Here is a 14,773-nt window from a genome sequence, read left to right as displayed (position 1 = left end):
TGACGAATTGAGTTTACTTAGAATTCATCTCTGCTCACACCAATAATCTCGCCATAGGGGTTGATACCCATATGAACAGTACGCTCCCCGCTCTTCTTAAACGTAAATGAACCGGGAGACTTTGTTACTCTGCTTAAATCGTATCCCTGCAAGTCTATATGAAATAATTGTTCGGCAAGGTAAGAAAACTCTCTTCGAAACTGTTCATCACCATAACTAAGTCTTGGCTTAGAGTATCCTTCCGTTCCTGTAACAGGTATGGAACCATCCCGGATTCCCTGAATTTCATTCCGATCCGGATGCATAAATACATCTCCTGCTTCACCAAATCTCAATGTTAGACTCTTATTTACACCAAAGTTGTCATAGGAAAAGAAAACATCTGTTACATCGGTCTGAAGTACATCCTCATTTAATAAAGATAATGCTTGCCTAGCCGCTTCTATCTTTGCGTCTGAAACCTTGTTAACAGGCAGTTTAAATGAAATCCGATAGACCTCACCATTCGTAAAAATAACTTCAGTGGATTGACCCTGTTTAAAAACAGTCTGTATCCCTAATGTCTCCCCTCCTGTATAGTGTTCCAAACCTTTAATGTCGTATTTTATATGACGATGTACCGGGACATCAAACTCTGCAACACTTTCATATCCTTTTTCTTGCAAGGTATGTTCAGCTCTTTCAACCATCCCTGGCTCAAGACGTTCTATGGGAATATCGAGACTCATAATGGCTCTTTCTAGGTTTCCAGTATCTGCATTTACCCATATATAATTCATACCTGTCCCGTCTCCTTTGAATTTGAAGAAAACTTGATTCGTTTCTGAAACCGTCTCTACTTCAATTAAAGGTAGCGGCTTTCCCAAATGTCTCATCATCTCATGGATTGATTCTTCTGCAGCAGCTCGAATGGATGAATCTACATTATCTAAAAGAGAAGCATTTTGCTTCGTCATCTCTAGGATTTCTTTCTCTAAACCGGCATATTTACTATCTGCTTTCGCGTTCGTTAGAGCTACTAACATAAAAGCCGAAACGACTACTAATCCCAGGACAGACCACAAGAGCGATTTTCTTCGAAACTTGGTTATCATCATGATTCTCCTTTTGATTTGCAGTTTGTCTGATGAGAAATTAGCAGTAACCAGCAAATGCGAGTTTGGTATATTTGACCTCTTCGTCAGTAACTTAATGATCGTGTACCCATACTCCTTCACTTCGCTGTCCTTAACATATGAAATCGCTTTGTGATCACATGAGAGCTCCTGATCCTCCCGCATTCTGCGATAGGCATACCAGAGAACGGGGTTAAACCAGTGCACTACGAGTAGAAATAGCATAACCCAGTTCACTAGAATATCCTTATGCTTGTAATGCACAAGTTCATGAAGGAAAATATATTTCAGTTCTTTCGCTGAAAACGTGCCTTCCATGGAAGCGGGAAGCAATATTCGAGGACGAATAACACCGATCAAAGCAGGTCCATCTACCCTATCCGTAACTTTCAGCTCAATTGCTCTTTTGATACCCATGGATTCCTTGCATTCCTTTAGGTACTGCAGCATTTGTGCATCCTCTTTAAGGCCATTCTGAATGTGAGCCCTATTCAATTTTCGATTCACCTTCCATAGTTGGAACGCTAGTACACTGACTCCAAGCACCCAAACGAGAAAAACGCTCACATATAGCCATGGAATTTCTGATGAAAGTAGAGGTTGCTGGAGCGGAACCCCATTTTCCTCACCCTGTGTATTACCAGCTACTTTGTTCTCTACTGAAGCAGTAACTCCCGTACTATGGTTATTCCCGTTCATCTCTTCCACTTCAGTCAAAAAGGATGAAGAGGTGATTTCGTAATCACCCACACCTGTAAACATGGTTTCTGTAGAGGAATTTGTTGCCTTAGGAAATAGGTTGTATAAACTAAAAGAACTTTCTGGAGCCCATGGCAGTATAAGTCTCACAATCAAAACCAGCCATAAAGCATATTGCCATTTTACAGGGAGTCGATCCCGTAGCAGTGTTTTTATACCTAATATGAGAATGACCACCACAGAAGCCATGAGTGACGTCTTACCAAGCCATAATAAGAAGGAAGGAACCCCTTCCGTAAGCAGATGAACTGTGCTCATTTCTCACCTGATTTTTTATCCAATAGATATTTCAGTTCCTTAATTTCTTCTTCTGTTAATTTCTCATCTTTTAGGAATTGTACAAACATCGGTTTCAGTGCTCCACCATATAACCGCCGTAAAAACGACTTGCTTTCTGCCTTTACACACTCCTCTTCGCTTACTAGTGGAGAGTATAAATACGTTTTACCTTCTTTATGAAATTCAAGTGCCTTCTTCTTCAAAAGCCGATTAATCAGTGATTTCACCGTAGCGGGTTTCCACTCTTTATCATTACGCAGTTCATTCATTACATCATTTGCAGTAGCAGGTGATTGCTTCCAAAAGACCTTCATCACTTCCCACTCCGCTTCTGAAATTCGTGGAACCTCATTCATTTATCACCGTCTCCGATCTATTTAATTACAATTGTAATCGATAGTATTTGGTTGAAGTTTACACTTGTAATCGGTAAGTGTCAATAGTTTACTAGTTTTCCTTTAGATTAACTAAAGCACAAAAAAAACTGCTGGCTATAAGCCAACAGGTTCTCTTGAGTTTATTTATACCTTCACTCTTCGTACAAACAGAGAGACGATGAGTCCAATAATGGAAGCGATAAAAGCGAACATGAACGCATTTTGTACGCCTGCTGTCAGAGCTCCTGACATAAAGAGAGGATCGTTCACATCACCAACATTATCAGCGATATATGTCATCTGACCCGCAGACATAATACTAATGGCAATTGCTGTACCGATCGCACCTGCAATCTGCTGTAACGTATTCATTACCGCGGCTCCATCTGGATAGTATTCTTTTGGCAATTGATTAAGACCGTTGGTTTGACCAGGCATCATAATCATCGCCACCCCGATAAAGAGACCGGTATGCATCAGAATAACAGCAATCGTCGAAGTTTCAGTCGTTACATTTGTGAACAAGAATGTGAATATCGTAGTAATGATGAATCCAGGGAATACAAGTGCTCTTGGTCCATACTTATCAAACAGTCGGCCTGTAAAAGGTGACATCAGTCCATTTACGATTCCCCCAGGCAGCAGCATTAGACCGGCGGAGAAAGCAGCTAACAATAGTCCACCTTTTAAGTATAACGGCAGCAAGATGGAAGCCGACAGTATAAGCATCATACAGATAAATACGATGATAACGCCAAAGGTAAACATCTTGAATTTAAATACACGCAGGTTAAGCATAGGTTTTTCCATACGGAATTGTCTTATTGCGAACAAGGTAAGTCCGATGACTCCCAGAAGCAGCGGAACAATGACGAGTGAATCGCCCCATGAACCTGCCCCTTCTCCTGCATTACTGAATCCATATACAATTCCGCCAAATCCAATGGTTGAAAGCAACACAGATAGGATATCAATCTTCGGTTTCGTAATGGTAGATACATTTTGCATGAATTTCAAGCCAAAGAAGAAAGTTAAAATAAGCAGCGGCAGACAGAACCAGAAGATCCAGTGCCAACTGAGTTTATCAACGACAAGACCAGACAATGTCGGACCTACAGCCGGAGCAAACGTAATAACAAGACCCATGGTTCCCATTACGGTTCCGCGTTTGTGCGCCGGGAAAATAACAAGAATTACCGTAGTCATCAGCGGTAACAATAATCCTGTTCCGATGGCCTGAATCACACGAGCAACGAGCAGTACGGCAAAACTTGGTGCCATGGCAGCCACAAGTGTACCGAGAATCGAGAATACTAATGATGCACTAAACAGTTGTCTTGTAGAGAACCACTGCAGTAATAGAGCAGAGACAGGAACAAGAATTCCAAGCACAAGCAGATAGCCTGTAGTTAACCACTGTACCGCATGGGTTTCAATACCAAAATCACTCATGATTTCGGTAAATGCCATGTTGAGTGCTGTTTCACTAAGTAACCCAATAAAAGCACCAATCATCAGTGCAATGGTAATGGGAACCGGCCTAATTGCCGGTTTTTCTAAAGATGACATCGTATGCTGACTCAAAAAAACACTCCTCTTATCACTATTTATCTATATTTAGACCAGTCTATATAATATGTCTGCAAAAACTGAGAGACTTCTGCTCTATTTTTTTAGCAAAATGGGTATATATTCGGCGACCACCTGCAGCGGCTGTCCATTCTTATTGGTGAGACAACGCGTAATGGCCCCTTCGATCATACTGTTAATGAGCATGGATAGCTTCGTAGCATGCTCAAGATCAAATCCTTCTTTCAGTAAACTTATGCGATATGTTTCTTCCCACTTTTCAAAAGCCGACTGACAAGCGAGTCGCAACGGTTCACTAATCAGCGACGTTTCTGCAGCAACGATACCGATGGGAATCCCTTCGAGTGTATCTACCTCGTTAAAGCAATCTACCATTTTTAAAATATGATTCTGAATCCCCGTTACCGCACTGACCTCTTTATTCAAACTATTCAGGATATCAGCTTCTACAAATTCAGCCATCCTATGTACAGCTTCTATAGCCAATTGTTCCTTTCCATTCGGAAAATGATAGTACAAGGAACCTTTCGGTGCTCCACTTTCTTTCAGAATCTGATTTAGACCCGTTGCATGATAACCCTGCAAGTGAAAAAGACGTGTTGCTGTGGCAAGGATGTTATCTCTTGAATCATTCTTTGAATTCAATCTCTCACCCCATTTCTCATAAAATATAGTGACTGGTCTACTTATTTTATGACTATCTTATTGTATAGAGCTCATTATTCACTGTCAATCTATTCTTTATTAGTAATATAAAAAAACTCCGAGCCTTCCATTACGGAAAACTCAGAGCATTGATTTCTCTATTTAATCTTTATGTTTGCTATTAATTTTTTCGTTTGGAAGGCAATAAGCGCATTATATAGTTGCAATCTTCGGAAAGGTTTAAATGTTAAGAACTCATACCTCTTCTTCTGCTCCGCATTTAATGTCGTCCCAATGGGAGCCAGAAGTCCAATCGGTACATCCTCGCCAAGATATGTTCTAATATCTGATGATTCTTCGATACTAAAATCCATTAATATCAAATCATAAGTTAACCCCAACTGGATCTGGATCATCGCTTCGGCTGTAGAAGCTACTTCTGTTTGTTCAATCCCCCAGCTCTTCAAAAGTCTACCCAGTGATTGCCTGCTTGTTTCGTTATCATCAATGATCAGGATCTTCATTTGTTTAAGAACAGATGAGGAGAATGGTAGATTATCATAGCCGGCGTATTCTTTAAATCCAAGAATGATACTGATTTTCGTACCTTCTCCAACCGTACTCTCTACTTCAATAGATCCATCCATCATATTCACTAAATTTTGTGCAATAGCAAGACCAAGCCCTGTTCCACCGTAATGATGAATATGGTCGTTTTCATGCGCCTGGTAATAATGTTGAAACAACTGAGATATTTTATCTTCCGGAATACCTACACCGCTATCCTGAATGGTAATTTGAATATACACCTGATCCTCATCCGAAGAATTCAAAAGACGCAGACATACAAGGATTTCACCTTCATGCGTAAACTTCACCGCGTTACTAAGGAAATTAAGCAGAATCTGCCGTATTTTTTCAGCATCACCGAGGAGATAAGTGGGGATATCTGGAGCTACATCAAGAATAACTTCTACAGGCTTACCTAACGTCCTAGGTGCGACTGTATAAATGGAATCTTCTACCGTAGAAACAAGGTCAAACGGGTCCTCTTCTAGTACAGCTTTGCCAGCTTCAATCTTACTATAGTCCAAAATATTATTTACAAGTGACAGCAACGAATTGTTGCTAGACTTCAATAGATCCATATACTCCTGTTGCTGTTCCGAAAGCTCCGTTGTTTCTAGTAGATCGGACATGCCTATCGTTCCATTTATTGAATTTCGAAGTTCGTGAGTGATCATGGCCAGAAATTCCGATTTATGTTGTGTCATCTGATCAGCCATTTGTACTTCATTACGTAATTTCTGGACTTTCAATTCAAATTCTTTCTTATCTCGATATAGCATTTCATTCCGCTTCACTTCAAGGTCGATAATTCTTTCAAGTTCAATAATGTAAGACAAGAACATCGCCATGGAAGATAGTGTTTGTATATCCTCATCTTTAATTACCGCCGAGCTGTTATCAAGAACGCATAACGTTCCAAACAATCTTCCGCTTTTATAACTAATCGGCACCCCAACAAAGGAGTGATCCCCGATCTGCTCTGTAATATCTAGTTCCTTCGTTATTGGATGCTCCAAAGTATTAGAGATCACAACAGGTTCTCTGCCAACCAAACTACAATACGATTGCTTGTATGGAAGCGAAACCCCTTCCTGTACGAGGATTTCCGCTCTGTTGAAAGCTTTCAATATTTTATTCGTTACACCATCATTCGTAGCTATAAAAATAGTCTCCGCTTGAATCAGAGACTTTAAAACATCAATAATATGACTTGCAGCCTCTTCAAAATTTTGAAAGAAACGTGATTTATCCTTGATCATAGTTCACCTCTATTTCATACGACGCGATGAAACCTACCCAAAGTATACACTATAATAATAGATAATACTTACTTATAACCCTTCATTAGATTATATAATGGTTTCTTCATCAGATCATGCCAAGGAAGCCGGTATGGATTCCGAATCTTTATGGCCTGATTTAGTGCTACCGACACTATGAAACTCATTACCATTTATATATTCAAAATGAAACAACAATCCTATTATCACTTTTTTCCTGTGAGCCTGCTGGTCTTACATCCTGTTTCTGACTCGATTCTGTTGTTTTTAAAAACAGTGATATGTAATTCCCTTAAATATGTTCCCTCACTTTTTTATCCCGATGTGGACCTGATGATGAAGTACTCTTACGATCTTAATTATATCAATGACAAAAGTAGAAAAAAAGCTTGTCTGCAAGTAAAAAACACGACCCATTACACGGATCGTGTTTTTATTTCCCTTAGGTCCAGCCCCACATAAATCCGTCACGATCCCAGGCGATACGTCCCTTATGTAGTTTACGGAAAGCTTTCTTCACTTCTTTCTCCAAAGAGGCGTTCCCATTCTCATTAACAAATACGAATTCTTCTCCAAAATGTTCCCGCACATAGCGAATGGCATCTTCTTGATATAAATTCCCCTTAAAACGAATTTCCTCTACCATCCATTCGGCGACCTGTTCAGCTGTATATGACATTCTTTATCTTCCCTTTCAATTCCATGTAACACTCTAGATTTTCATTCATTCTAACACATTACTGGTCCATTTGTTTCTATTCATGATAGCAGCTTTATTCCCTTACTCCTTATTCAGCTTGGTCAGACGGAATTCTCTTCGGTACGATGTAGGGGTCACACCGGCCAAGCGCTTGAACCATTTGGCAAACTGCTTATCATCCTTTATACCAACGAGCGCGGCAACCTCTTTAATATGTAAGTTGGTACCCGTCAGTGCTTCTTTGGCTGCATCCAGCTTTAATCGGTGAATGTAACCTAGCACGCCAACACCAAACCTTTTCTTAAACATACGAGATAAATAATCTCTGTTATATCCCATATGATCTGCTATTTTCTCTACCGAAATGTCTTCACTTTGTGCATGTAGACGAATCCATTCAAGAAGCTCGGGGAGCTGCGGATTTAGTGCTGAATACTCATCTGCATCTTGGAGCTGTTCTGCGAGTTCAATGAGAAGTGTGGTCAGAAAATAGTCTCCTGCTCTCCCTATTCGATACCCGCCGCTCCCTGCATGTAGAAGCTGACGTGCTAGAATATGCACTCGGTTTGGATTCGGACATCTTGCATACCTTGGAATTTGTCCGTATGATTCTGCTTCAGCAGAGGATGCCTGTTCAGGTAATAGAAAGTGGAACCAGTAAAATGAAACTCCAGGCTGTGAAAGCTTGTACCCACGGTGTCTTTCTCCAGGTTCAAGCAGCAGAACATCCCCTTCTTTCACTTCATACATCAACCCATTCACTTCCAGGAAGATTACCCCGGATACGCCAATAATCAGTTCATAATCTTCGATAGTCCGGTCCATATGGGACCAAGATTCATCCGATAAGAAATGCCCGCCCATCACAAAAGTATAGGGCTGATGCAAATAAAGAGACAACAAATCGATCTTCTCCTTCCCTCTCATTAGGAGGTCAGTTTTTGACACCTATTATACCTTACCTTCTACCGACAAAGGGCATCATTCTGGACTATGATGTAATAAAAGATCATGAAATGGAGAGTGAGACCATGAATAAAGTATCCAGTTCGTTTCAATCTCAACCTTTACCGCTAAAAAATATTGCCATTAATGATTCCTATTGGACTCCTTATGTTGAACTTGTTAAAAATACCGTTATCCCTTACCAATGGGATGCACTAAATGATGCGATCCCTGACGCCGAACCAAGCAGAGCTATTCGTAATTTCCGCATTGCTGCCGGACTTGAGAAAGGTGAGTTCCATGGCTTTGTATTTCAGGACACTGACCTGTACAAATGGCTCGAAGCCGTTGGCTTCTCCCTATCCGCTTCCCCAGACCCGGACCTTGCCAAGATCGCTGATGAAGCCATTGACCTGATTGCCGCTGCACAAGATGAGGACGGTTACATCAATACCTATTTCATGGTTGCTGCACCAGATAAACGACTGACCAATCTGCATGACTGTCATGAATTTTATACGGCTGGTCATTTAATTGAAGCGGCTGTGGCCTATTACGAAGGTACAGGTAAAACCAAACTTTTGGATGTAGCAAAGAAATTCGCTGACTTCATCTGCCTTACCTATGGGCCGGAGCCCGGTCAAATTCGAGGATATGATGGTCATCAGGAGATTGAGCTTGCTCTCATTAAACTGTACCAAGTAACTGGCGATACAAAATACCTGAATCTCAGCTCTTTCTTTATCGATGAAAGAGGTCAACAACCAAGTTTCTTCCACGAAGAATGGGAACGTCGGGGACGGAAGTCATTCTGGACGGGAGATGTGGTGCAGAAACAATTCCCTAGCCTCGAATATTGGCAGGCGCACAAACCCGTTCGGGAGCAAGAGGTAGCGGTAGGCCATGCGGTACGTGCGGTTTACATGTATACGGCAATGGCGGATTTAGCCATTCTTAAAGGGGATCAGGAACTGCTGAATGTTTGTAAAAGATTATGGAATAACATTGTCCATAAGCAAATGTATGTGAATGGCAGCATCGGTTCAACCCATCACGGGGAAGCCTTTACTTTTGACTATGACCTGCCTAATGATACGAATTACTCCGAAACCTGTGCATCCATTGGCCTTATTTTCTTTGCTAGACGCATGCTTCAAGCGGAGATGAAAGGTGAATACGCAGATGTGATGGAGCGCGCACTCTACAATACGGTAACGGCCGGAATCGCTGAGGATGGAAAACATTACTTCTATGTGAATCCGATGGAAGTATGGCCGGAAGCAAGCAAAGGAAATCCAGGCAAACATCATGTGAAAGCAGTTCGTCAAAAATGGTATGGCTGTGCTTGCTGTCCTCCAAACGTTGCCCGTTTGTTATCTTCCCTTGGCTCATACATCTTTACTGCAAGCGAAGATACACTTTATACCCATCTATATATCGGTAATGAAACACAGGTCACACTTGGCTCTAGTAAAGCAACAATTGCGCTTACAAGTGAATTACCTTGGAATGGACTAGCGAGCTTACAAGTTCAAGAAGTAGAAGGCGATGGAATATTCACTCTAGCTGTACGTGTGCCATCCTGGTCTCAGGATACCTCCTTCCGCGTGAATGGAGAAGAAATTACAGCTGAACTTCGTGATGGATACGCCTACTTCAAACGCACATGGAAGCAAGGCGATCAGTTGTCCATTCATTTTGATATGCAAGCACGGCGTCTGTATTCTCATTCAAACGTGAGAGCAAACGCAGGCCGTGTAGCCCTTCAGCGCGGTCCGCTCGTTTATTGTCTGGAAGAGATGGATAACGTCTCTCCACTGACGTCCGTTCGTCTGCCGGCAGATGCTGAGATTCGCGAAGTAACCGGCATATGGAATGATGAGATTGTATTCCTTGAAATAGACGGCATCCGCCAAGAAGAAGATACAGAACATAAAGACACTCTCTACTCTACTGAACCGCCGAAGCAGGAAGCCCAGCGGCTGTTGGCTGTTCCATACACATTATGGGGGAACCGCACTCCTGGAGAGATGCAGGTCTGGATTCGAGAACAGTCTTAATTAAAATATAACTTTTCGAATTCCTAGTAACTGATTTTCTACGGCACACTTTCTGGTAAGATAACATTACATATTTTAACAGAAGGAGTGATTCCTTGTTTCCGATCCTAGAAACCAAGCGCCTTATCCTGAGAGAGATAACAATGCAAGATGCTGCTTCTATCTATGAATATCTCTCCATGTCAGAAGTCACACGCTATTATGGAAGAAAAAACTTGGAGAACCTTGAGCAAGCAGAAGAAATCGTCTCTTTGTTTGATACGAATTATAGAGAAAGACGAGGAATTCGCTGGGGGATCGTAAGAAAAGACACTGGACAGTTCATAGGTACGGTCGGCTTTCATTCATGGATTCCAAGACATCGCAGGGCAGAGATTGGATATGAAGTTCATCCAGACCACTGGAGAAACGGATATGCATCGGAAGCCATTCGTGAGGCGATTACCTTCGGGCAGAATACGATGGAACTCAGCCGAATCGGAGCCGTCACTTTTATCAATAATGATGCGTCCGGTCAATTGCTATTGAAACTTGGGTTTGAAAAAGAAGGTTTGTTACGTGATTACATGGTCCATCAGGGTGAATCTCATAACGCTTTTGTTTATTCACTGATTCATCAAGAGTAACCGAAAGCTCAGTACCAATAAAAAAAGAGTCAGGTCTATAATAGACTTGGCTCTTCTTCTTTTAAATCCACGATCAATCCAGCAATTCCTATCTCTTGTCCCTGCTCATTTTGCTGTATATTTCTTAACTGCCGGCATAATCTCGGTTGCGATCAGCTCAATATTCTTCATCACTTTATCCATTGGCATTCCACCAAAATCAATTTCGGCCATAAAACGTTGTTGATTATATAATTCATGTTGATACAGCATTTTTTCAATGATTTGCTGCGGACTGCCCACCATAAGCGCATCTCGGTAATCTATTGCTTGTGTAAATTGCTGCTTTGGATAGCCTTCACCTCTCAGTGTTCTCATTCCTGCATTAAGGTAAGGGTAATAATCACGAAGTGCATCCTGTGAATCCTGAGCAGTATAAAACAAGCTTGTTGTTGCTACAGGTAAGGTCTCAGGATCAAAACCACTTTGCTCTGCAGCCATACGGTAAGCATCTACAGAATGCTTGAAGTTTATCGCCGGTCCCCCAAGCGTCGTCAGCATCATTGGGACTCCTGCACGCCCCGCTTTCATTGCACTCGCTGGAGGTCCACCAACTGCCCGCCATATCGGCATTTGACCATGAAGTGGTTGTGGCAGTATCCCTGCATGCTTGAGTGGTGCTCTGAACTGGCCTTCCCATGTAACGAACTCTTCCTTGTTCAGTTGCATCAGCAGTTCCATTTTCTCTTCGAACAATTCCTCATAATCCTGAACATCATACCCAAGCAGACTATACGCTCCCACTCTTGATCCGCGCCCTGCAACAATCTCGGCACGTCCGCCTGATATTAAATCGAGCGTTGCAAAATCTTCGTACACGCGGACAGGATCTGATGTACTGAGTACAGTTGCTGAACTCGCTATTTTAATATGTTTCGTAGCTTGTGCAATCGCCCCTAAAATTACGGTATGTGCCTGTGTCGTAAAATGAGTTTGGTGGCTTTCACCTACAGCAAAAACGTCCAGTCCTGCCTCATCCGCCAATTGACTAGCTTCAATCAATTCATGAATACGTTGCTGCGCTGGAATACGCTTTCCTGTCATCGGATCAATTAAGTGCTCACCAATAGAATATAATCCAAATTCAATGCCTTTATTTGTGTCTATTCGGTATTGTTCCATCTCTATATCTCTCCTTCGCAATCAATCGATGGGTTGTAAGTTTGCTTCAATCTCGGCACGTCTCTCTTCTAAGAAAGGAGGCAGATCTAATCCTTTTCCAAGCGACTCCACACTTGCATCTGCTGTAAATCCTGGACCGTCTGTCGCCATTTCGAATAAAATCCCATTCGATTCACGGAAATATAAACTTTGGAAGTAGAAGCGGTCTACGATCCCTGAAGTGCGGAATCCCTGTTCGTTAATAACCTTATCCCAATAACGCAATTCTTCTTCGTCCTTTACACGGATCGCGATATGATGAATACTTCCTTTGCCGGGTTTTTCCGCAGAGCCATCCTGCTGTTTCACAACAATCTCTCCAAAGGACTGCCCGGCTACGGATTGATACACCACTTCATGCTCCGAACGAGATGCCTCTACATAACCGAGGAGTTCCTTTAAGGTTTTGTCTAATCGATCTGCATAACGTACGGTTAATTCAATTGCACCAAGCCCCAATATACGATGCATTACAGGCACCATAGAATCTTTCCATGCTGACCAGTATTCAGGAGTTTCTAATCCGTCATTATTCAAGAGCACCATTCGGAGACCTTCGTTATCCTCAAAATGCAGCGCATCTTTCCCCGCATATTTGGTGATTTCTCCATGCTGTACATCAAGTAACTCGAATCTATTTTTCCAAAAAACTAAGCTCGCATAGGACGGGACAAGCAGCCCAATCTGGCTAATGCTATTCGTTCCACGAATCGTACTGCCCACGCGAGGCATTTCAAAAAAAGATAGTTCTGTTCCTGCGCTTCCTGTTACATCTCCGTAAAACAGATGATACATACTAGGGTCATCTTGATTAACGGTCTTTTTCACTCTGCGTAAACCTAGTACCTTTGTATAAAACTGATTATTTTCTTTCACATCTTTTGTGAGCATAGAAATATGGTGATGGCCTGAAATGGTATACATAATCATCTCTCCTTTATTAATTGACTAATCAAGTGATGGTTAAAAAAATTACCGCCATGGCAATTTTTTAGTTTGGCTATGTTTATGAACACGTGTCATTAATCGATATAATGTTTTCTTCTCTTCTTCATCTAGTACTTCATCAAAAAAGGACGATTGGAATGCAATTTGCTGTGACATTGCTTTGGCAAGTGCCTCTTCCCCTTTTTCAGTTAAACGAATCGTCTTCGTTTTCCAGTGTTGCTCACGCTCGATATACTGCTCTTTCTCAAGCCTTGCTAACATGCGGGAAATACCGCCTTGTGTTACGGTTACCTTCTCAGCGAGCTCTGATTGAGTCAGTGGTTGGTAGACCGATATTTGCACAAGAACATCAAATTGAGCGGTCGTTAGATCAAACTGCTTCAAAAATTCATTTGATAATTGATTGCTCTGGTGAGTAAAGCGCACTAGACGTAACCATATTAATGAACCTAGTGTGTTTTTCTCCATATGCATCTCCTCAAATCATAATTTCTATTATCACTTTACTACTCAACTGATAAATAAGCAATCTTTTTATTTTAAATTTAAGATAAGTGTTTCGATTCATAAAAATAAGCCTGCCCGATCATCAAAAGATCTAGGCAGGCCATTATTAGATATAACGATTATATCAACACAGCTTCGTCACGAATATCCCCTACAATTTCTTCTAAGATATCTTCCATCGTAACGAGCCCTATCGTACTTCCTTCTTCGTTCGTTACAGCCGCGATATGAACACGACTTTGCTGCATTTTGATGAGAACATCTTTAATTGAAGCGTTCTGCGGGAAGCGAGGCATATCATGGATAAATTCACCCATTCTACATTCTCTGCCTGCAGCCATACTTGTCAGCATTTCTTTCGTGTTAATAAATCCGATAAATCGATGTTTATTTCCCTCTTCGATAACGGGATACCGCGTGTATTCATTCTGGTTTAGAACTTCTATCATCTCATGAAGGGACATTCCGCTACTTAAAGTAACGATCTGCTCGCGTTCGATCATAATTTCTTTAAGCAATCGCTCATCAAATGCAAAAATGTTCTCCAGGTAATCCAGTTCTATCTGATTGATCTCTCCACGTTCATAGCTATGATTCACAATCAGCTTGAGCTCCTCTTCTGAATACACGGTATCGTGACCAGCAGGTTTCACCCCAAACATACGAAGCAAAATCCGAGCAGAACCATTCAGTCCATAAATGAACGGATACATGACTTTACCGAACCAATAAAGCGGAGTAGCAAGTAGTAATGTCATCTTTTCTGCAAACTGAATAGCTAGTGTCTTTGGTGCCAATTCACCGATAACAACATGCAAAAATGTAATAATAGCGAGGGCAATGGTGTAGGATAGCACCGTTGCTAGAGCTGCTGGTACATCAAAATGATTAAATATCGGATGCAGTATTTTTTCAACCGTCGGTTCACCCAGCGCACCAAGTACAAGCGCAGTAATGGTAATACCGAGCTGACAGGCTGATAGATAATAATCAAGATCATGTGCTACCTTTTTGGCAGTTATCGCCTTCTTATTCCCATCCGCAATCAGTTGTTCGATTCTGGACATCCGTACTTTAAGAATTGCAAATTCCGCTCCGACAAAGAAAGCGGTGAGTCCAATAAATACAGCGACCAAAACTAAGTTTAATGCAATTATTCCGTCCAATTCATT

At 41.6% G+C, this 14,773-nt stretch carries 13 protein-coding genes; 2 read left to right on the top strand and 11 right to left on the bottom strand.

Annotated elements, in window-relative coordinates:
* Positions 1 to 17: 17 nt before the first annotated feature.
* The 7 genes from H9647_RS12140 to H9647_RS12110 all read right to left on the bottom strand — a co-directional run bounded on the left by H9647_RS12140 (position 18) and on the right by H9647_RS12110 (position 8,242).
* Entirely contained in the window at positions 18 to 2,132 is a 2,115-nt protein-coding gene (locus tag H9647_RS12140) for a M56 family metallopeptidase (RefSeq protein WP_191800182.1), read from the bottom strand.
* Entirely contained in the window at positions 2,129 to 2,509 is a 381-nt protein-coding gene (locus H9647_RS12135; protein WP_191800179.1) for a BlaI/MecI/CopY family transcriptional regulator, read from the bottom strand. Before H9647_RS12135 ends, H9647_RS12140 begins: the two co-directional genes overlap by 4 nt.
* A 165-nt stretch (positions 2,510 to 2,674) precedes the next feature.
* Positions 2,675 to 4,099, bottom strand: a complete 1,425-nt coding sequence (locus tag H9647_RS12130; RefSeq protein ID WP_191800369.1) for a DHA2 family efflux MFS transporter permease subunit — start codon at positions 4,097 to 4,099, stop codon at positions 2,675 to 2,677.
* Positions 4,100 to 4,195: 96 nt separating this feature from the next.
* Positions 4,196 to 4,765 carry a TetR/AcrR family transcriptional regulator gene (locus H9647_RS12125; RefSeq protein ID WP_191800177.1) on the bottom strand — a complete coding sequence of 190 codons (570 nt, stop codon included), beginning with the start codon at positions 4,763 to 4,765 and terminating at the stop codon, positions 4,196 to 4,198.
* Positions 4,766 to 4,923: 158 nt separating this feature from the next.
* Positions 4,924 to 6,594: an ATP-binding protein gene (locus tag H9647_RS12120; protein ID WP_191800175.1), complete on the bottom strand. Its 1,671-nt coding sequence runs from the start codon at positions 6,592 to 6,594 to the stop codon at positions 4,924 to 4,926.
* Positions 6,595 to 7,057: 463 nt separating this feature from the next.
* Positions 7,058 to 7,294 carry a DUF6953 family protein gene (locus tag H9647_RS12115; RefSeq protein WP_160035186.1) on the bottom strand — a complete coding sequence of 79 codons (237 nt, stop codon included), beginning with the start codon at positions 7,292 to 7,294 and terminating at the stop codon, positions 7,058 to 7,060.
* Positions 7,295 to 7,396: 102 nt separating this feature from the next.
* On the bottom strand, positions 7,397 to 8,242 hold the full coding sequence (locus H9647_RS12110; RefSeq protein WP_191800173.1) for a helix-turn-helix domain-containing protein: 846 nt from the start codon (positions 8,240 to 8,242) through the stop codon (positions 7,397 to 7,399).
* Between the two features lie 104 nt (positions 8,243 to 8,346).
* Here H9647_RS12110 and H9647_RS12105 point away from each other — a divergent pair, with 104 nt between their 5' ends.
* Both H9647_RS12105 and H9647_RS12100 read left to right on the top strand, forming a co-directional pair.
* Positions 8,347 to 10,320, top strand: a complete 1,974-nt coding sequence (locus H9647_RS12105; protein ID WP_191800367.1) for a glycoside hydrolase family 127 protein — start codon at positions 8,347 to 8,349, stop codon at positions 10,318 to 10,320.
* A gap of 95 nt (positions 10,321 to 10,415) precedes the next feature.
* Positions 10,416 to 10,946, top strand: a complete 531-nt coding sequence (locus H9647_RS12100; RefSeq protein WP_191800171.1) for a GNAT family N-acetyltransferase — start codon at positions 10,416 to 10,418, stop codon at positions 10,944 to 10,946.
* A 105-nt stretch (positions 10,947 to 11,051) separates the two neighbouring features.
* On the opposite strand, the gene H9647_RS12095 is transcribed toward H9647_RS12100, so the two are convergent.
* The 4 genes from H9647_RS12095 to H9647_RS12080 all read right to left on the bottom strand — a co-directional run bounded on the left by H9647_RS12095 (position 11,052) and on the right by H9647_RS12080 (position 14,767).
* Entirely contained in the window at positions 11,052 to 12,107 is a 1,056-nt protein-coding gene (locus tag H9647_RS12095) for an LLM class flavin-dependent oxidoreductase (protein ID WP_191800169.1), read from the bottom strand.
* Between the two features lie 21 nt (positions 12,108 to 12,128).
* Positions 12,129 to 13,070, bottom strand: a complete 942-nt coding sequence (locus H9647_RS12090) for a ring-cleaving dioxygenase (protein ID WP_191800167.1) — start codon at positions 13,068 to 13,070, stop codon at positions 12,129 to 12,131.
* 48 nt (positions 13,071 to 13,118) lie between these two features.
* Entirely contained in the window at positions 13,119 to 13,562 is a 444-nt protein-coding gene (locus H9647_RS12085) for a MarR family winged helix-turn-helix transcriptional regulator (protein ID WP_191800165.1), read from the bottom strand.
* 158 nt (positions 13,563 to 13,720) lie between these two features.
* On the bottom strand, positions 13,721 to 14,767 hold the full coding sequence (locus tag H9647_RS12080; RefSeq protein WP_191800163.1) for a hemolysin family protein: 1,047 nt from the start codon (positions 14,765 to 14,767) through the stop codon (positions 13,721 to 13,723).
* Positions 14,768 to 14,773 lie beyond the last annotated feature (6 nt).

This window comes from Paenibacillus gallinarum, assembly GCF_014836635.1.
GTDB classification, from domain to species: domain Bacteria; phylum Bacillota; class Bacilli; order Paenibacillales; family Paenibacillaceae; genus Paenibacillus; species Paenibacillus gallinarum.
The sequence above is the reverse complement of the archived record's forward strand: the minus strand, read 5'-3'. Positions and strand labels throughout refer to the sequence as shown.

Excerpts from the sequence above, each read along its gene's own strand:
- H9647_RS12140 (WP_191800182.1), bottom strand. The coding sequence starts at position 2,132 with ATGAGCACAGTTCATCTGCTTACGGAAGGGGTTCCTTCCTTCTTATTA.
- H9647_RS12135 (WP_191800179.1), bottom strand. The coding sequence starts at position 2,509 with ATGAATGAGGTTCCACGAATTTCAGAAGCGGAGTGGGAAGTGATGAAG.
- H9647_RS12130 (WP_191800369.1), bottom strand. The coding sequence starts at position 4,099 with ATGTCATCTTTAGAAAAACCGGCAATTAGGCCGGTTCCCATTACCATT.
- H9647_RS12120 (WP_191800175.1), bottom strand. The coding sequence starts at position 6,594 with ATGATCAAGGATAAATCACGTTTCTTTCAAAATTTTGAAGAGGCTGCA.
- H9647_RS12115 (WP_160035186.1), bottom strand. The coding sequence starts at position 7,294 with ATGTCATATACAGCTGAACAGGTCGCCGAATGGATGGTAGAGGAAATT.
- H9647_RS12110 (WP_191800173.1), bottom strand. The coding sequence starts at position 8,242 with ATGAGAGGGAAGGAGAAGATCGATTTGTTGTCTCTTTATTTGCATCAG.
- H9647_RS12105 (WP_191800367.1), top strand. The coding sequence starts at position 8,347 with ATGAATAAAGTATCCAGTTCGTTTCAATCTCAACCTTTACCGCTAAAA.
- H9647_RS12095 (WP_191800169.1), bottom strand. The coding sequence starts at position 12,107 with ATGGAACAATACCGAATAGACACAAATAAAGGCATTGAATTTGGATTA.
- H9647_RS12090 (WP_191800167.1), bottom strand. The coding sequence starts at position 13,070 with ATGTATACCATTTCAGGCCATCACCATATTTCTATGCTCACAAAAGAT.
- H9647_RS12085 (WP_191800165.1), bottom strand. The coding sequence starts at position 13,562 with ATGGAGAAAAACACACTAGGTTCATTAATATGGTTACGTCTAGTGCGC.